The following is a 15,692-nucleotide window of genomic DNA, read 5'->3' as shown; positions in this document are numbered from 1 at the left end:
GGGAGGATGCTGGCATCCACTCCTGTCCTGAGGTGCGACCAATGTCCCGACCGACACCGCTCCGAGACGTTCACGAGAGCCTCGGCGCCACCCTGACCGACTTCGCCGGCTGGCTCATGCCGCTCCGGTACGGCAGCGAGTCCGCCGAGCACCGCGCCGTCCGCGAGGCGGCCGGGCTGTTCGACCTGTCGCACATGGGCGAGATCTTCGTCACCGGCCCGCAGGCCGCCGAGGCCCTCGACTACGCGCTCGTCGGCCACCTGTCGGCGCTGGCCGTCGGCCGGGCCCGCTACACCATGATCGTCAACGAGCGCGGCGGGGTGCTCGACGACCTCATCGTCTACCGCCTCGGCGACGAGGAGTTCATGGTCGTCGCCAACGCCTCCAACTACGAGAAGGTCGCCGCCGAGCTGACCGGGCGTGCCAAGGCGTACGACGCGGTCGTCGAGGACCGCTCCGACCAGTACGCGCTGATCGCCGTCCAGGGCCCGCGCTCGCAGGAGATCCTGGCCACGCTCACCGACGCCGACCTGGACGGGCTCAAGTACTACGCCGGCCTGCCCGGCACCGTGGACGGCCGCAAGGCCCTCATCGCCCGCACCGGCTACACCGGCGAGGACGGCTTCGAGCTGTTCATCCACAACGCGGACGCCGTCCCGCTCTGGCACGCGCTCACGGCCGCGGGCGAGCCGCACGGGCTCAAGCCGGCGGGCCTGTCCGCCCGTGACACTCTCCGCCTGGAGGCCGGCATGCCGCTGTACGGCAACGAGCTGACCGCGGAGCTGACCCCGTTCGACGCGGGGCTCGGCAGGGTGGTGAAATTCGACAAGCCCGGTGACTTCGTCGGCCGGTCCGCGCTGGAGGCGGTCAAGGACGACCAGCCCAGGCGCAGGCTCGTCGGCCTGGTCGCGCGGGGCCGCCGGGTGCCGCGCCACGGTTACCCGGTGACCCGAGACGGCGCGGTCGTCGGCGAGGTCACCAGCGGTGCGCCTTCCCAGACTCTGGGCAAGCCCATCGCGATGGCCTACGTGGACAGCGGCGCCGATTCTGGCCTGGCTGTGGACATCCGGGGCAGCCATGAACCTGTGGACCTGGTCGAGCTGCCCTTTTACAGGAGGAACAAGTGAGCAACATCCCTGACGACCTGAGCTACACCAAGGAGCACGAGTGGGTGCGCGGCGTCGAGGACAGCGTCACCGTGACCGTCGGCATCACGGACTTCGCCGCCGAATCCCTTGGTGACGTCGTCTATGTGCAGCTCCCGGAGGTCGGCAGCAACGTCGAGCCGGGTGACTCCGTCGGCGAGGTGGAGTCGACCAAATCCGTGAACGAGGTCTACACGCCGGTCGGCGGCGAGATCGTCGAGGTGAACCAGGCGGTCGTGGACGACCCGAGCCTGGTCAACAGCGACCCGTACGGCGAGGGCTGGATGTTCAAGGTCCGCGTGGAGGGCGACCCCGAGGACCTGCTCTCGCCTGAGGAGTACGCCGCGCTCACCGCGGGCGACTCCTGACCCACCCGCCGGGGCCCGCGCGGCCGGGCCCCGGCCCTTCATGAAAGGCGCACATCAATGGCGATCAGCGTCTTCGACCTGTTCAAGATCGGCATCGGCCCGTCGAGCTCGCACACCGGCGGCCCGATGGCCGCCGCGCACAAGTTCGCCCGCGGCCTGCACCAGGACGGCCTGCTCGACCAGGTGGCCCGCGTGGAGGTCATCCTGTACGGCTCGCTGGGCCTGACCGGCAAGGGCCACGGCAGCGACAAGGCCGTCCTGCTCGGCCTGTCGGGCGACAAGCCCGAGCTGGTCGACGTGGACACCGTGGACGCCCGCATCGCCGCCATGCGCGAGTCGGGCACCGTCACGCTCTTCGGCGTCCGCGAGATCCCCTTCGTCGTCGGCGAGCACCTCGTCTTCGAACGCAAGATCACGCTGCCCGAGCACCCCAACGGCATGCGCTTCACCGCCTGGTCGGAGTCGGGCGAGCGGCTGCGGGAGAAGGTCTACTTCTCCGTCGGCGGCGGCTTCGTGGTGGACGAGCAGGCCACCGGCGCCGACCGCATCAAGCCGGACGACACCGTGCTGCCGTACCCGTTCAGCACCGCCGAGGAGCTGCTCAAGCACTGCTCGGCCACCGGCCTGTCGATCTCCGCGCTGATGCTGGAGAACGAGAAGGCGTTCGGCCGCACCGAGGACGAGATCAGAAGCGGCCTGATGAACCTCTGGCGGGTCATGTCGGAGTGCGTCGCGCGCGGCATCTCCAAGGAGGGCGTGCTGCCCGGCGGGCTGAAGGTCAAGCGCCGGGCCAACCAGCTCCACCGCCGCCTGCAGTCAGAGCCGCCGGAGAAGGACCCGTTGCAGGCGATGGACTGGGTGACGCTGTTCGCGCTGGCCGTCAACGAGGAGAACGCGGCCGGCGGCAGGATCGTCACTGCCCCCACCAACGGCGCCGCCGGCATCATCCCGGCCGTGCTCACCTACTACACCCGCTTCGTCCCCCACGCCGACGACGACGGCGTCATCCGTTTCCTGCTGACGGCGGGCGCGATCGGGGTGCTGTTCAAGCAGAACGCCTCGATCTCCGGCGCCGAGGTGGGCTGCCAGGGCGAGGTCGGCTCGGCCTGCTCGATGGCCGCCGCCGGGCTCACCGAGGCCCTGGGCGGCACGCCCGAGCAGGTGGAGAACGCCGCCGAGATCGGCATCGAGCACAACCTGGGGCTGACCTGCGACCCGATCGGCGGCCTGGTGCAGATCCCGTGCATCGAGCGCAACGCGGTGGCCTCCAACAAGGCCATCACCGCGGCGCGGATCGCGCTGCGCGGCGACGGCCGCCACTTCGTCTCGCTCGACCGGGCGATCAAGACGATGCGCGACACCGGCCGCGACATGCTCGACAAGTACAAGGAGACCTCGCGCGGCGGCCTCGCGGTCAACGTGATCGAGTGCTGACCTGACGCCGTACGTGGAGCCGGACCACGGCCGGGCACTCGTCGTCGCGGACCTCGCGCCGGATCCGGCCCACGATGTCCTGGTCGAGCTTGCTCACGATCGCGCCGACGTCGGCGGCGGCCGGGCAGGTCAGGCCGATGCGCAGGCCGTCGGCGGCGACCCGGACGCCGGCCCTGCCCAGCCCGTCCACGCCCTTGAGCCCGACGAACAGCATCGCGGTGCCCGTGCCGTTGTGGCTGCCGCGGCGGCCCCAGCCGAGGCTGAGCAGCAGCCAGCGCAGCGCGAGCAGGGTCAGCAGCAGCAGGCCGAACGCGACGAACCACAGCGGCCACGGGCTCTCGGCGAGCGACTTGCGCACGCCGGTGGGCAGCACCTTCGCGCCCGGCGGCAGGTCGAAGAAGCGGTCCTGGCCGCGCAGCCACGCGTACGCGCCGAGTGCCAGCAGGATCGCCCCGACGACGGCGAGTCCCACACGGTTGCCTGCGTATTGGCGCATCAGACGGCCCTCCCGCTGCCTGCGTACCGACCGCTGCCTACGTACCGGCCGCCGCCTGCGAACCGACCGCCGCCTGCGAACCGGCCCATCACGCGGCCCTCCTGCGCAGGCGGACCACGACCTCGCAGGTGGTCAGCGTGCCGACGCCGGCCAGGCGGTCGCCCACGACGGCGCCGACCTGCCTGAGCATCTGGCCCGAGCTCTCCCCGCTCGTCATGACCGTCACCTCGATCGTGCGGCGGCGCAGCCGGACGCTCGCCCGCTCCACGCCGTTCACCTGCTGGGCCGCCGCGCGCAGGGTGCGGCGCAGCCCCGAGCGGGTGATGCCGATGACGATGAGCGGGTCGTTCGTCTCCACCGGCACCAGCCGTGGACGGCCTGGCACGATCGCGAGCACCAGCAGGAGCGCGCCCGCCCCCGCCAGGGCCAGCGCGAGTGTCTCCAGCTCCGGCCAGGTGCTCCGGCCGGCCAGCTCGATCAGCTCGTTGACCGGCACCCAGCCGAGCGGCGCGCCGAGCAGCGCCGCGACCACCTCGGCCGTGGTCGCCCCGAGCCCGGTCGCCAGCGCGAGCGCCACCAGGGCGCCCGGGACGGTACGCGCCGGCCGCAGTGCCCTGGTCGCCCTGCGCAGCCCGGTGTTCCGCGGGGCGACGACGGTACCGGGCAGGAGCTGCTGAAGCGTGGTCATCACACCGACAGACGTACATGGAGGGCGCCCGGCCCACACCGCGCCCTCGCCGCCGGTTTGCCCGATCATTACGGGGACGAAGATCAACGCGAACAAGCCTCATATTCTTTTGCCCGATATGCGGTTACGCTGCCGTTATGGATCACCGGCAGCGTTACGACCGGGCCACCGCCGGCCTCGAACCGCCGTTCGCGCTCCTCGACCTCGACGCCCTGCGGGCCAACGCCGCCGACCTCGTACGCCGTGCCGCGGGCAAGCCCGTCAGGGTGGCCAGCAAGTCCGTACGGTGCAGGGCGGTCCTCGACCGCGTGCTCGCCATGGACGGCTTCCAAGGGCTGATGGCCTACACGCTGCCCGAGGCGCTCTGGCTGGCCGGGCACGGCCACACCGACATCCTCCTCGCCTACCCCACCGCCGACCGGCAGGCCCTGGCCGCCCTGGCGGCGGATCCCAAGGCCGCCGCGAGCATCGCCGTCACCATCGACTCGGCCGCCCACCTCGACTACATCGAGGCCGCCGTCTCCGGTGTCCGGCCGCGCGCCGAGATCAAGCTCTGCCTCGACATCGACGCCTCCTACGTCGCCCTCGGCGGCAGGTTCAGGGCCGGCGCGCTGCGCTCCCCCATCCGCGAGGCCGAGCAGGCCGCCGAGCTCGCCGCGCGCATCGCCAAGCGTCCTGGCTTCCGGCTGGCCGGGTTGCTGGCGTACGAGGCGCAGATCGCCGGGGTCGGCGACGACCCGCCGGGCAGCGCCGTCTACGCCCGGCTCATCAGGCTCATGCAGGCGCTGTCCGCCAGGGAGCTGGTGCTGCGCAGGGGCAGGATCGTCAACGCCGTACGCCAGGTCGCCGACCTCGAATTCGTCAACGGCGGCGGCACCGGCTCCGTCGAGCGGACCGTACGCGAGAAGGCGGTCACCGAGGTGGCCGCGGGCTCCGGGCTCTTCCATCCCCGGCTGTTCGACTTCTACCGGGGCTTCACCGGGCGGCCCGCCGCGCTCTTCGCGCTCCCCGTGGTCCGCCGCCCCGCCAGGGACGTCGTCACCGTGCTCGGCGGCGGTTACATCGCCTCAGGCCCCACCGGGCCCAGCCGGGCGCCGCAGCCGTATCTGCCCGCCGGGCTGCGCTACGCGCCCGACGAGGGCGCGGGCGAGGTGCAGACCCCGCTGCTCGGCCAGGCGGCCGAGGAGCTGCGGATCGGCGACCGGGTGTACTTCAGGCACGCCAAGGCGGGCGAGCTGTGCGAACGGTTCGACGCGCTGCACCTGGTCGAGGGTGACACGCTGGTGGAGTCGGTGCCGACGTACCGGGGCGAGGGCCGCACCTTCCTCTGACCGTCCCCAGAGCACCCTCTGACCACCCTCTGACCGCCCGCGTGCCGGGTCAGCGGCGCTTGCGGCGGCGCATGAGGACGATGGCGGCCCCGACGACCAGCACCGCGCCGATCCCGATCAGCACCGGTCCCAGGTCGGGCTGCTCGTCCTCCCACATCTGGCCGGCGTCGTCGCCGGGCTGCGCCGGCCGTGCCGTCACCCCCAGCGCGTCGCCGACCGCGGCGACGAAGTGACCTGCCCTGCTCTTGACGTCGGCGACCGTGCGCTCGGCGACCCTCTTGGGGCTCACCCGGTCGGCGATGGCGTCGACCGTCCGCGCCAACTCCGCGCGCGTCCGCGCGATCTGCCGCTCCAGCTCGTCGGGATCGGTGTCGGCCATGGCTCTCCTTTCGACCGTACGCGTGCCCTCGCGGCGGGCCCGTCCGTTCTGGTCGTGATCAGTCTGTCAGGTCGGCGCACCGGACGGCACGGCGACCGTAGCGTACGGTGAGCCGGGCGACGCGGCGGGGCCGGTAGGTTGAGCCGGTAAGTTGGCGGCAGGAATTCAGGAGGGCCAAGTGACCGAAACCAAGCTCGCGCCCGGCGACGCCGCACCCGAGTTCACGCTCCCCACCGCCGACGGCGCCACCGTCTCGCTCGGCGACTACCGCGGCAAGCGCGTGATCCTCTATTTCTACCCCGCCGCGATGACCCCCGGCTGCACCAAGCAGGCGTGCGATTTCCGCGACAACCTCGACCAGCTCACCGCCGAGGGTTTCGTCGTTCTCGGCGTGTCGAAGGACAAGCCGGAGAAGCTGGCCAAATTCGCCGAGCGCGACGCGCTGACCTTCCCCCTGCTGTCCGACCCCGAGCTGGCCGTCCATAAGGCCTACGGCGCCTACGGCACGAAGAAGCTGTACGGCAAGGAGGTCGTGGGCGTGATCCGCTCGACGTTCGTCATCGACGGCGACGGGAAGATCGAGCAGGCGCTCTACAACGTGAAGGCCACGGGCCACGTGGCCTCGCTCAAGAAGAAGCTCGGCCTGGCCTGACACCCCGCCCCCGCGGCGGCCCCGGAACGGTCCCGCGCGCTCTCAGGCGCGCGGAGGCGAGGCTTGGAGCGACGTAATTCGCGCTATAAAGCCGGGCACGAGCAGGGCGCCGGACACGGGCGCAGGCGGTAAGATTGGCGGCACGCGGCACTTCCCGTGCCCGAATTGTCATTTCCCGACCGAAACTCGCGGGGCATGGCAATGGCAAAGGGGTCGTAGCCCAATGGCAGAGGCGCAGTCTTTAGGTGGCTGTTAGTGTGGGTTCGAATCCCACCGGCCCTACAAACGATTGGGTTTTCCACGCCCCGACCGGCCGCGGCCCCCGTCACATCGCCGGTCAACCGGTGAAGGTCTGCCGGGGCTCATCCGCGTCAGGGGCCGACGGCAGCCGCGGCAGGCGCGGCGGCTGCGGCACGGTGCAGCGCACCTCTTCGCCGCTCTCCCAGCAGGTCGGCTTCGGCGGCTTGGGGATCACCAGGCTCCCGTTCCCGAGCCAGTGCGGCGTGCCGTACCAGACGCCGAACCTGCCGGGAGGCATCGCGTCAGTGACCGCGGCGACGGTGAAGCCGCCGATCAGGACCCCCGCGAGCAGGCCGGCGAGGCCGACGCCGACGATCCGCCGGCGCCTGGCACGGCCGCTCTCGTCAGGCGTCTCCCAGGCCGCCATCGGCTGCGTGGGCGGGATGTCGGCGTACGGCTGATCCGCACGTTCGCCGTATTTCAGCTGCCAGTCCTGCCACTCAGGGTTCGGGCCGCGCGGCGCTTCCTCATCACCGCGCGGCCCGGCGTAGCGATCATGATCCGCCATCACGATCTCCCTTTACTCGCCCCGCAGGGGCGCTCCCGATAGGGAGGATGCCAAAGCCCCCGTAAGCCGCCCGTAAGCCGCCCGATCATGTCAGACCTGGGTCGTACCCGCACTTCACCCTTGAGGCGGACAGAAGCCAGAAAACGCCTGCATATCGTGATGTTGTGTTCGGCAGGGTGCGGGAGTGGTCGCGACACCACGAGAAGCTGGCCAACGCCCTCTGGGCGAGCCCTCTGGCGCTGTTCTGCGTTCTGAGCGCGTTCGCCAGCCGCGGTGCGGGCACCTCGGACGGCGGCGCGGTGCCCGGCCTGGGCGGTTACCTGGGCCTGACGGCGCTCCTGCTGCTGCCGCTGCTGTGGCGGCACCGGCCGGTGCTGTCGTTCGCGGCGATCGCGCTGGTCAGCTTCGGTCAGTGGCTGGCCGGCCTGGCCCCGATGCCCGCCAATCTGGCCGTGCTCGTCGCGCTTTACGCGGTGGCCTACCGGTGCCGCTTCCGCTGGGCGATGGCGGCCTGCCTGGTGGCCGAGCTGGGCGTCGCGATGGTCATGATCAACTGGGACGATCCGGGTCTCGGCCTGTTCTTCAGCAGCTCGATCTTCGTGGTGACGATCTGGCTGAGCGGCCTGTACGCGAGCACCCGCCGCCGCTACCTGGAGAGCCTGGAGGAGCGCGCGGAACGCGCCGAGCGCGAGCGTGACCAGCAGGCGCGGATGGCCGCGGCGGCCGAGCGGGCCAGGATCGCCAGGGAGCTGCACGACGTCGTGGCCCACAACGTCAGCGTGATGGTGGTGCAGGCCGACGGCGCGGGCTACGCCCTCGACACCGACGTCGAGCAGGCCCGTACGGCCGTCAAGGCCATCTCCGCCACCGGCAGGGCCGCGCTGGCCGAGATGCGCAGGCTGCTCGGCGTGCTGCGCAAGACCGAGGACGACTCGCAGGAGGCAGAGCCGGGAAAGGCAGCGTCGGAAAGAGCAGGGGCCGCCGACTACTACCCGCAACCCGGCCTGGCCCAGCTCGACGAGCTGGTGGCGACGTTCGCGGTGCCTGCCACGCTGCGGGTCTCCGGTGATCCCGCGCGGCTGCCCGAGGGGCAGCAGCTCGCCGTCTACCGCATCGTCCAGGAGGCCCTGACGAACGTGCTCAAGCACGGCGGGCCGGGTGCGAGCGCCACCGTCGAGATCGACGTGAGCGGCGGCGACGTGCAGGTCCGGGTGACCGACGACGGCAGGGGCGCCGCCGCGTCGCACGCCGGCGGCGGCCACGGGCTGATCGGCATGCGCGAGCGGGCCGGCATGTACGGCGGCGCGGTCTCGGCGGGCCCGCGGCGGGGCGGCGGCTTCGAGGTGGTGGCCAGGCTGCCGCTGGCGAGGGAGGCGGCGTGATCAGGGTGATGCTGGTCGACGACCAGGAGCTGCTGCGCGCGGGCTTCAAGATGGTGCTCGGGGCGCAGCCGGACATCGAGGTGGTGGCGGAGGCCGGAGACGGCGCGGCGGCCCTGGAGCTGCTCCAGCGGGTCGAGGTGGACGTGGTGCTCATGGACGTCCGCATGCCGGGCATGGACGGCGTCGAGGCCACCCGGCTGATCAGGGGGCCGAAGGTGCTCATCCTCACCACGTTCGACCTCGACGAGTACGCCTTCGCGGCGGTCAAGGCGGGCGCGGCCGGGTTCCTGCTCAAGGACGTGCCCCCTGCCGACCTGGTCAGCGCGATCCGGGTGGTGCACGCGGGCGAGTCCGTGATGTCGCCGAGCACGCTGCGCCGCATGCTGGACCGCTTCGCCGAGCACCTGCCCGACGGTCAGGCGCCGCCGGAGGCCGCCTCCCTGACGCCGCGCGAGCGCGAGGTGCTGCTCATGGTGGCGCGCGGCCTGTCCAACGCGGAGATCGCGGCCCGCCTGGAGGTGGCCGAGGCGACGGTCAAGACGCATCTGGGCCGGGTGCTGGCCAAGCTGGGGCTGCGGGACCGGGCGCAGGCCGTCGTGTACGCGTACGAGGCCGGCCTGGTCGTGCCCGCCCACGGGTCCGGTCAGAACGCCCCGCAGCCGCCGTCACATCGGCCATAAGTCTGACCGGGGTCATCTGGCGGCGCAGGTGAAATCCCTCCTCAAGGCCCACGAGACGGGACTTTTCCGCTCCTAGCGTTGGTCGCGTTCGGCATCCGTGACCTGCGATCGAGGAGTGAACGTGACGCTCACCGAGACCCGGCGGCGCGCGCCCGCCGCCGTGGTGGCAACCGAACTGACCAAGGTGTACGGCGAGGGCGACGCCCGGGTCCACGCCCTGCGCGGGGTCACCGTGTCCTTCGAAACGGGGGCGTTCACCGCGATCATGGGCCCGTCGGGGTCCGGCAAGTCGACGCTGATGCACTGCCTGGCCGGGCTCGACGCGGCCACGTCCGGCACCGTGCACATCGGCGACGTCGAGCTGACGGGGCTGAGCGACCGGCAGCTCACGCTGCTGCGCCGCGAGCGGATCGGCTTCATCTTCCAGGCGTTCAACCTGCTGCCCACGCTGACCGCCGAGCAGAACATCCGGCTGCCGCTGGACATCGCGAGCCGCCAGGCCGACGAGGCGCTGTTCGAGCGGGTCATCGACACCGTCGGGCTGCGCGAGCGGCTCTCGCACCGGCCCGCGCAACTGTCCGGCGGGCAGCAGCAGCGGGTGGCGGTGGCCAGGGCGTTGATGAGCAAGCCCCAGGTGATCTTCGCGGACGAGCCGACCGGGAACCTGGACTCGCGCAGCGGCGCGGAGGTGCTGGCGTTCCTGCGCTCGTCCGTACGCGAGCTGGGCCAGACGATCGTCATGGTCACCCACGACCCCGTGGCGGCCTCGTACGCCGACCGCGTGGTGTTCCTGCGCGACGGCGAGCTGGTGACCGAGGTCACCGCCCCGACGCCGCAGTCCGTGCTGGACACGCTCGTCCGGCTGGAGGCGTGAGGTGCTGAAGACCACGCTGGCCGGGCTGCGCGCGCACCGGCTGAGACTCATGCTCACGTCGCTCGCGATCCTGCTGGGAGTGGGCTTCATCGCGGGCACGTTCGTGCTGAACGACACCATCGAGGCGGGCTTCGCCCAGCGGGTGACCGCCAACGCCGGCAAGGTGGACGTCGCCGTGCTCGCCAAGAGCCAGGACGAGCCGCTGCCCGCCGACCTCCTCGACCGGATCAGGAGGCTGCCCGGCGTCACCGAGGCACAGGGGCTCATCCGCGGCAGCGCGCCCGTGCTCGGCAAGAACGGCAAGACCGCCGGCAACGCGCCCACCACCGCCGTCTCGGTCGTCACCGGCCCGCTCGATCGCACCGACGTGGTCGCGGGCACCGGCCCCGGCACCGATGACAGCGCGGCCGTGCTGGACGAGAACACCGCCAAGGCCCAGGGCCTGCGGCTCGGCGACATGATCACTGTGCTCGACTCCCGCAAGCGGCGGCACGACTTCCGCCTCGTCGGCCTCATCGACGTGGGACTCGACCAGCAGCTCGCCTTCACCGGCGCGGTCGGCTTCACCCCGGAGATGGCGCGGCGCATGACCGGCGCCAAGGGGTACGCCGAGATCGACGTCAAGGGCTCGGGCCCCGGGCTCGAGCAGGCCGTCGCGGCGGCGGCCGGGGGCTCCTACCAGGTCATGACCGGCGCGGAGCTGGCCGACCGGCTCGCTGAGCAGGCGGGCGTGGAGCGGCGGGTGGTCACGGTGGGCCTGCTGCTGTTCGGCGTCGTCGCGATGCTGGTGGCCGCGCTCGTCATCTACAACACCTTCACCATCCTCGTCGCCCAGCGCACCCGCGAGATGGCGCTGCTGCGCTGCATCGGGGCGACGCGCCGGCAGGTGTTCGGCCAGGTGCTGCTGGAGTCGGCCGTCGTGGGCCTGCTCGCCTCGCTCGCCGGCCTCGCCGCCGGGTACGGCCTGGCCACGCTCACGCTGACCGTGCTCGGCGCGTTCGACGTCCCGCTGCCCACCGACGCGGCCGTCTCGCTCTCCCCTGTCACCGTCGGCGTCGCGCTCGGCGTGGGCGTGACGGTCACGGTGTGCGCGGCCGTGCTGCCCGCCAGGGCGGCGACCCGCGTGGCGCCGATCGCCGCGCTGCGCAGCGAGCCCGAGGAGCAGGCGTTCCGCACCGGGAAGGTGCGCGTCCTGTTCGCGGCGCTCTTCCTGCTGGCGGGGCCGGCACGAGCGGCGTGGGCGCGTTCCGGATGCCACCAGGAGACGCCGCGCTGGTCGTCGTCATGGCAGGGGGCGCGCTGACGTTCCTCGCGGTGCTGATACTCGGGCCCGTGCTGGTCGGGCCGCTGAGCGCGGTCGTGGGCCTGCTGCCGCGCCGGCTGTTCGGGGTGCCGGGGCGGCTCGCGGTGGACAACGCGGCCCGCAACCCCAGGCGGGCGGCCACCACCACGGTCGCGCTGACGATCGGGGTGACGCTGATGACGCTCATCTCCGTGGTCAGCGCCTCGACCCGGCTGACCATGACGGCCAAGCTGGACGAGCAGTTCCCCATCGACTACGTGCTGGTCGACCAGGAGCACGAGTCGGTCATCCCGCGCTCGGTCGGCGAGGAGCTGCGCGGGCGGCCCGAGCTTGACTCGGTGGCGCAGGTCCGCCGGGTCACGGCCGTCTTCGGCGGCAGGACGCAGCAGGTGGGGACCTTCAGCGGGCGCGTGGAGCCGTATGTGACGGCCGGGTCGCTGGACGGGTTCGCGGCCGGTCAGGTGGCCGTGGACGAGCGCACGGCGGCCCGGCTCGGGCTGCGGCTCGGCGGCACCGCTGAGCTGGCGACCGAGCGGGCGGGCACGGTCTCTTTGACGGTGGTCGCGCTGGTCGACGGCGACCAGACCGTGCTGCCCGCGGTCACGGTGCCCGAGCGGGCGTTCGACGCCTACTTCGGCGCGGTGCCCGATGCGCAGGTGCTGGTCTCGATCAAGGACGGCGTGCCCGCGGAGCGGGCCCGCGCGGTAGTGGACGCCGCCGCCGCGCCCTACCCGAACGTGCACGTCAACAGCGCGACGGAGGTGCGCGGGCAGTTCGACGAGACGCTCGACATGCTCGTGATGATCATGATGGGGCTGCTCGGGCTGGCCATCCTCATCTCGCTGCTCGGCATCGCGAACACCCTGTCGCTGTCGGTGCACGAACGTACCCGTGAGTCCGCCCTGCTGCGTGCCCTCGGCCTGACCCGGGCGCAACTACGCCGGATGCTGTCGGTGGAGGCGCTGCTGCTCGGGCTGATCGGGGCGCTGGTGGGCGTCGCGCTCGGGCTCGTCTACGGGTGGGTGGCGATGCGGGCGCTGCTGCCGGACTCGCGCTATGTGGTGCCCGTCGCGCAGGTCGTGGTGTTCGTGGCGCTGTCCGGGGTGGCGGGGGTGCTGGCGGCCGTCCTTCCGGCGCGGCGGGCGGCCCGGGCGTCCATCGTGGGATCGCTGGCGGCCGACTGAATCCGACATCTGTGAATAAATCCAGAAAAAGCGGATAGGAGGGAACGCGCAGGTCGGGCGCCTCATGGGGGCGGCGCCCGGCTTCGCGCGTACGGGAGCGTTCAGCGCGGGGTCGGGCCGGGCCAGAGCTCGGCCACCGTCTCCACGTCGAGCAGCGGCCGCACCACCACCTCGCCCGTCGCCCGATCGATCACGATGCACCCCGCACCGGCCGTATCCGGCAGACAGACCGGGTCGTCGGGCTCCAGGTCGCGCACCCACCCGACGTAACCGCCCTCGAAGCCGTAGACGCCCACGGGCACCGCCTCCTCCGGCGGGCGGACCCCGTTGAAGTACTCCTCCGCCAGCGCTCTGGCCTGCTCCAGGTTCATCGCGGCCGTCCCTGCCTGTCGAGGATCACGCAGAACACCCCGGTCACCGTCCGGTACGGCGGCTCGACCGACATGTGGCCCCGCTGCGCGTCGATCCAGATCACCTCACCCTCGAAGTTGACCGCGTTCCACGCGTGGCTGCCGCCGCCCGGCCAGCGCACCACGATCACGGCGCTCGCCCCGTGACCGGCCTCGGCGAGCCGGTGGGCGATCATCGGGTAGGCGTGCCTGCCCTGCCCGGCGTACTGCAGGCGGTGGCCGACCCAGCGCTCGATCCGCGCCACGCTGCCCTGCTCGCCGGTCAGCACCGGGCGGCCTATCCGGTCGTACTCGGGCAGCCGGGGCGCGGCCGCCGCGGGCTCGCCGTGCCAGGTGGACAGCACCGCCAGCGCGCAGTCGGCGGCGTTGGACGCCCTGAAGGGGTCGTCGGCCGGGCCGCCGCCGTTGACCAGGCGCACCCACGTGCCGCGCGGGTCGGGGAAGCGTACGCAGCCGCGCACCGCCTCCGCGAGGTCCCGCTCCACCTGCGGGTCGGGGTGCGCGAGCCCGCCGGGCACGCCGTAGGGGCGGCTGTCGGCCAGCCTGGGCGGCCGGTGCGGGCCGTCGAACCAGTCGCCGCCGCCAGAGGGCTGCGCGGCCGTCGCGGGCAGAAGCTCGTCCGATGGCGCGGCGGCGGATGCGGAGTCGGCATCGGTCTCGGCGGCGTGCTCGTAGTCGAGCCACCGCATCCCGTCGGCGACGACGGGGTTGTATCGGCCATCTGGAAGGACCCACCGGACACTCGGCTTGTGCTCGCGGAACACGGCCTGCCTCCTGTCATGCTTCGACGACGATCGTAGAGGCGGCGCGGTGACAAGGGGGCGAAGTCGGCGAGATTCCCCGCAAGAGCCAGGGCATCTACCTGGGCAAACGCCGCATACGTCAGCTCACGCGCACGGTGATCGTGTGATAGCCGGTGGCGCCGTCGGGGGCCGGAGGGGCGGGCTGCTCGGTCTGCGTACGCCCGGCCGCGTCGGTCGCGCGTACCTGGATGGTGTGCTCGCCCGGAGTCGCGTCCCAGTCGATCGACCACTGCCGCCAGGTGTCCGGTCCCGGCACCTCGGCGAGCTTCGCCACCCGCCACTGGCCGCCGTCCACCCGCACCTCGACCGCGTCGATGCCGGTGTGCTGCGCCCAGGCCACCCCGGCGATCGTGGTGCGGCCCGCCTTCACCTTGTCGCCTGAGCCGGGCACGTCGATGCGCGACTGGGTCTTGATCGGGCCCTTCTCCGCCCAGCCGCGCGGCGTCCAGTACGCCACGTCGGCGTCGAACCTCGTCACCTTGATGTCCACGACCCACTTGGTCGCCGAGACGTAGCCGTACAGGCCGGGTACCACCTGCCGTACCGGGAAACCGTGATCGACCGGGAGCGGCTCGCCGTTCATCGCGATCGCGAACAGCGCGTCGCGGCCGTCCATGACGACGTCCACCGGGGTGCCGCAGGTGAAGCCGTCGACGGAGGTGGACAGCAGCATGTCGGCGTCCGAACGCAGGCCCGCCTCGCGCAGCACGTCGGCCATGCGCACGCCGAGCCAGCGGGCGTTGCCGACGTACGGGCCGCCCACCTCGTTGGAGACGCAGGTCAGGGTGACGTCCGCCTCGGTGAGCGGGCGCCCCAGCAGGTCGGCGTAGGTCAGCTCGATCGGGCGGTCCACCAGGCCGTGGATGCGCAGCGTCCACTCGTTCGGGTTCACCTGGGGGACGACGATGGCGGTGTCCACGCGGTAGAAGTCCCTGTTGGGCGTGACGAACGGCGACAGGCCCGGGATCTTGAAGTCCACGCCCGCGGGAAGCGGCCTGGCCGGGGTCGTGGGCCTGGGCAGCGCCACGTCGGCCCTGGCGGCGTCCACCGCCTGCCGCCCGCCGAGCTGCTGACCCAGGACCGTCGCGGCGCCCGCCACGACCACGCCCCCGGCGACGCCGGTCAGCAGCCGCCGCCGATCGAACTCGGCCACCGCCCCGCCCGGCCGCATCACCGCCGGCCGCTCAGGCTCGTCAGCGGGCACTTCGTGCCGGTCGTCCGCGGCTCCGCCGTGCACCGCAGCGGGCTGGGGCGCACGCTCGGGAGCCCACGCAGGGACGAGGGTGGTGGCACGGCCCAGCAACCACCGCAGGGTCCACGCACCGGCCAGCGTGCCGAGGACGGTGGGCAGCAGATCCACGGCCCCGGTGCCGGGCCGGGTGAGCACGGCCAGCGCCCCGAGCACCCCGAACACCGCGAACCCCGCGATCCCCAGGCTCGGCCTGCGTCTGGCCGACACCCCGATGACCGCCGCGACCACGGCCAGCACCACCAGCACGCCACCGACCAGCACGGCCTTGTCGTTCTCACCGAAGGTCCGGATGGCGAAGTCCTTCAGCGGCGCCGGCGCGGCGTCGATGGCGGTGTCCCCCACCGCCACCACGGGGAACGACGAAGGCCCGACGACCCCGGCCACGAGCCGCGCGACCCCGAGGGCCACGCCTCCTGACACCAGCCCCGCAAGCCCGCCCGCCCAGGCGGGAACGCTCGATTTGCTCACGCTCCGACGCTACGCCCGCCGACCCCGCAGGTTTC

17 protein-coding genes and 1 tRNA gene are annotated in these 15,692 nt (G+C 72.3%); 11 read left to right on the top strand and 7 right to left on the bottom strand.

Annotated features, from left to right (window positions below; genetic code table 11):
- Nucleotides 1-41: 41 nt before the first annotated feature.
- From gcvT to ACFMQL_RS21945, 3 genes are read left to right on the top strand one after another with little or no spacing between them, the layout of a single operon-like run.
- Nucleotides 42-1,127, top strand: coding sequence for a glycine cleavage system aminomethyltransferase GcvT (gene gcvT, locus ACFMQL_RS21955; protein WP_364061206.1), 1,086 nt, complete (start codon nucleotides 42-44; stop codon nucleotides 1,125-1,127).
- Nucleotides 1,124-1,513 carry a glycine cleavage system protein GcvH gene (gene gcvH / locus ACFMQL_RS21950; protein ID WP_364061203.1) on the top strand — a complete coding sequence of 130 codons (390 nt, stop codon included), beginning with the start codon at nucleotides 1,124-1,126 and terminating at the stop codon, nucleotides 1,511-1,513. Before gcvT ends, gcvH begins: the two co-directional genes overlap by 4 nt.
- 57 nt (nucleotides 1,514-1,570) lie before the next feature.
- The gene (locus ACFMQL_RS21945) at nucleotides 1,571-2,947 is read left to right on the top strand and encodes an L-serine ammonia-lyase (RefSeq protein ID WP_378786822.1); all 1,377 of its coding nucleotides are present in this window, start codon (nucleotides 1,571-1,573) and stop codon (nucleotides 2,945-2,947) included.
- Here ACFMQL_RS21945 and ACFMQL_RS21940 read toward each other — a convergent pair.
- Complete coding sequence (locus tag ACFMQL_RS21940) at nucleotides 2,928-3,443, bottom strand: hypothetical protein (RefSeq protein WP_364061197.1); 516 nt, start codon at nucleotides 3,441-3,443, stop codon at nucleotides 2,928-2,930. The genes ACFMQL_RS21945 and ACFMQL_RS21940 overlap by 20 nt on opposite strands.
- A gap of 88 nt (nucleotides 3,444-3,531) precedes the next feature.
- A complete protein-coding gene (locus ACFMQL_RS21935) occupies nucleotides 3,532-4,131 on the bottom strand; it encodes a DUF6286 domain-containing protein (RefSeq protein ID WP_364061394.1) in 600 nt (199 codons plus the stop codon).
- A gap of 137 nt (nucleotides 4,132-4,268) precedes the next feature.
- On the opposite strand from ACFMQL_RS21935, the gene ACFMQL_RS21930 reads away from it, so the two are divergent.
- On the top strand, nucleotides 4,269-5,462 hold the full coding sequence (locus tag ACFMQL_RS21930) for an amino acid deaminase/aldolase (protein WP_364061194.1): 1,194 nt from the start codon (nucleotides 4,269-4,271) through the stop codon (nucleotides 5,460-5,462).
- 49 nt (nucleotides 5,463-5,511) lie between these two features.
- Here the strand turns inward: ACFMQL_RS21930 and ACFMQL_RS21925 are convergent, their stop codons facing one another.
- Nucleotides 5,512-5,841: a DUF3618 domain-containing protein gene (locus ACFMQL_RS21925; RefSeq protein ID WP_364061191.1), complete on the bottom strand. Its 330-nt coding sequence runs from the start codon at nucleotides 5,839-5,841 to the stop codon at nucleotides 5,512-5,514.
- Nucleotides 5,842-6,019: 178 nt separating this feature from the next.
- Between ACFMQL_RS21925 and bcp the strand changes: the two genes are divergently transcribed.
- Nucleotides 6,020-6,493, top strand: coding sequence for a thioredoxin-dependent thiol peroxidase (gene bcp, locus ACFMQL_RS21920; protein ID WP_364061188.1), 474 nt, complete (start codon nucleotides 6,020-6,022; stop codon nucleotides 6,491-6,493).
- Between the two features lie 209 nt (nucleotides 6,494-6,702).
- Nucleotides 6,703-6,775, top strand: a tRNA-Leu gene (locus ACFMQL_RS21915).
- Between the two features lie 55 nt (nucleotides 6,776-6,830).
- Here ACFMQL_RS21915 and ACFMQL_RS21910 read toward each other — a convergent pair.
- A complete protein-coding gene (locus tag ACFMQL_RS21910) occupies nucleotides 6,831-7,301 on the bottom strand; it encodes a hypothetical protein (RefSeq protein ID WP_364061185.1) in 471 nt (156 codons plus the stop codon).
- A gap of 164 nt (nucleotides 7,302-7,465) precedes the next feature.
- On the opposite strand from ACFMQL_RS21910, the gene ACFMQL_RS21905 reads away from it, so the two are divergent.
- The 5 genes from ACFMQL_RS21905 to ACFMQL_RS21885 all read left to right on the top strand — a co-directional run bounded on the left by ACFMQL_RS21905 (nucleotide 7,466) and on the right by ACFMQL_RS21885 (nucleotide 12,724).
- On the top strand, nucleotides 7,466-8,683 hold the full coding sequence (locus ACFMQL_RS21905; protein WP_364061182.1) for a histidine kinase: 1,218 nt from the start codon (nucleotides 7,466-7,468) through the stop codon (nucleotides 8,681-8,683).
- Complete coding sequence (locus tag ACFMQL_RS21900; RefSeq protein WP_364061179.1) at nucleotides 8,680-9,363, top strand: response regulator transcription factor; 684 nt, start codon at nucleotides 8,680-8,682, stop codon at nucleotides 9,361-9,363. Before ACFMQL_RS21905 ends, ACFMQL_RS21900 begins: the two co-directional genes overlap by 4 nt.
- 121 nt (nucleotides 9,364-9,484) lie before the next feature.
- Complete coding sequence (locus tag ACFMQL_RS21895; protein WP_364061176.1) at nucleotides 9,485-10,237, top strand: ABC transporter ATP-binding protein; 753 nt, start codon at nucleotides 9,485-9,487, stop codon at nucleotides 10,235-10,237.
- Between the two features lies 1 nt (nucleotide 10,238).
- The gene (locus ACFMQL_RS21890) at nucleotides 10,239-11,540 is read left to right on the top strand and encodes an FtsX-like permease family protein (protein WP_378786819.1); all 1,302 of its coding nucleotides are present in this window, start codon (nucleotides 10,239-10,241) and stop codon (nucleotides 11,538-11,540) included.
- Nucleotides 11,489-12,724 (top strand): FtsX-like permease family protein, encoded by a 1,236-nt coding sequence (locus tag ACFMQL_RS21885; protein ID WP_378786817.1) that lies wholly within the window; start codon nucleotides 11,489-11,491, stop codon nucleotides 12,722-12,724. Before ACFMQL_RS21890 ends, ACFMQL_RS21885 begins: the two co-directional genes overlap by 52 nt.
- A 101-nt stretch (nucleotides 12,725-12,825) precedes the next feature.
- On the opposite strand, the gene ACFMQL_RS21880 is transcribed toward ACFMQL_RS21885, so the two are convergent.
- The 3 genes from ACFMQL_RS21880 to ACFMQL_RS21870 all read right to left on the bottom strand — a co-directional run bounded on the left by ACFMQL_RS21880 (nucleotide 12,826) and on the right by ACFMQL_RS21870 (nucleotide 15,657).
- A complete protein-coding gene (locus tag ACFMQL_RS21880; protein ID WP_364061170.1) occupies nucleotides 12,826-13,095 on the bottom strand; it encodes a hypothetical protein in 270 nt (89 codons plus the stop codon).
- Nucleotides 13,092-13,898, bottom strand: coding sequence for a toxin glutamine deamidase domain-containing protein (locus ACFMQL_RS21875; protein WP_364061167.1), 807 nt, complete (start codon nucleotides 13,896-13,898; stop codon nucleotides 13,092-13,094). Before ACFMQL_RS21875 ends, ACFMQL_RS21880 begins: the two co-directional genes overlap by 4 nt.
- A 118-nt stretch (nucleotides 13,899-14,016) precedes the next feature.
- Nucleotides 14,017-15,657: a molybdopterin-dependent oxidoreductase gene (locus tag ACFMQL_RS21870; protein ID WP_378786816.1), complete on the bottom strand. Its 1,641-nt coding sequence runs from the start codon at nucleotides 15,655-15,657 to the stop codon at nucleotides 14,017-14,019.
- Nucleotides 15,658-15,692: the final 35 nt, after the last annotated feature.

Origin of the sequence: Nonomuraea fastidiosa (genome assembly GCF_042751225.1) — a bacterium.
Classification (GTDB): domain Bacteria; phylum Actinomycetota; class Actinomycetes; order Streptosporangiales; family Streptosporangiaceae; genus Nonomuraea; species Nonomuraea fastidiosa.
Note: the sequence above shows the minus strand (reverse complement) of the source record. Positions and strands in the feature narration are given on the sequence as shown.

Excerpts from the sequence above, each read along its gene's own strand:
- gcvT (WP_364061206.1), top strand. The coding sequence starts at position 42 with ATGTCCCGACCGACACCGCTCCGAGACGTTCACGAGAGCCTCGGCGCC.
- ACFMQL_RS21945 (WP_378786822.1), top strand. The coding sequence starts at position 1,571 with ATGGCGATCAGCGTCTTCGACCTGTTCAAGATCGGCATCGGCCCGTCG.
- ACFMQL_RS21940 (WP_364061197.1), bottom strand. The coding sequence starts at position 3,443 with ATGCGCCAATACGCAGGCAACCGTGTGGGACTCGCCGTCGTCGGGGCG.
- ACFMQL_RS21935 (WP_364061394.1), bottom strand. The coding sequence starts at position 4,131 with ATGACCACGCTTCAGCAGCTCCTGCCCGGTACCGTCGTCGCCCCGCGG.
- ACFMQL_RS21930 (WP_364061194.1), top strand. The coding sequence starts at position 4,269 with ATGGATCACCGGCAGCGTTACGACCGGGCCACCGCCGGCCTCGAACCG.
- ACFMQL_RS21925 (WP_364061191.1), bottom strand. The coding sequence starts at position 5,841 with ATGGCCGACACCGATCCCGACGAGCTGGAGCGGCAGATCGCGCGGACG.
- ACFMQL_RS21910 (WP_364061185.1), bottom strand. The coding sequence starts at position 7,301 with ATGGCGGATCATGATCGCTACGCCGGGCCGCGCGGTGATGAGGAAGCG.
- ACFMQL_RS21885 (WP_378786817.1), top strand. The coding sequence starts at position 11,489 with ATGCCACCAGGAGACGCCGCGCTGGTCGTCGTCATGGCAGGGGGCGCG.
- ACFMQL_RS21880 (WP_364061170.1), bottom strand. The coding sequence starts at position 13,095 with ATGAACCTGGAGCAGGCCAGAGCGCTGGCGGAGGAGTACTTCAACGGG.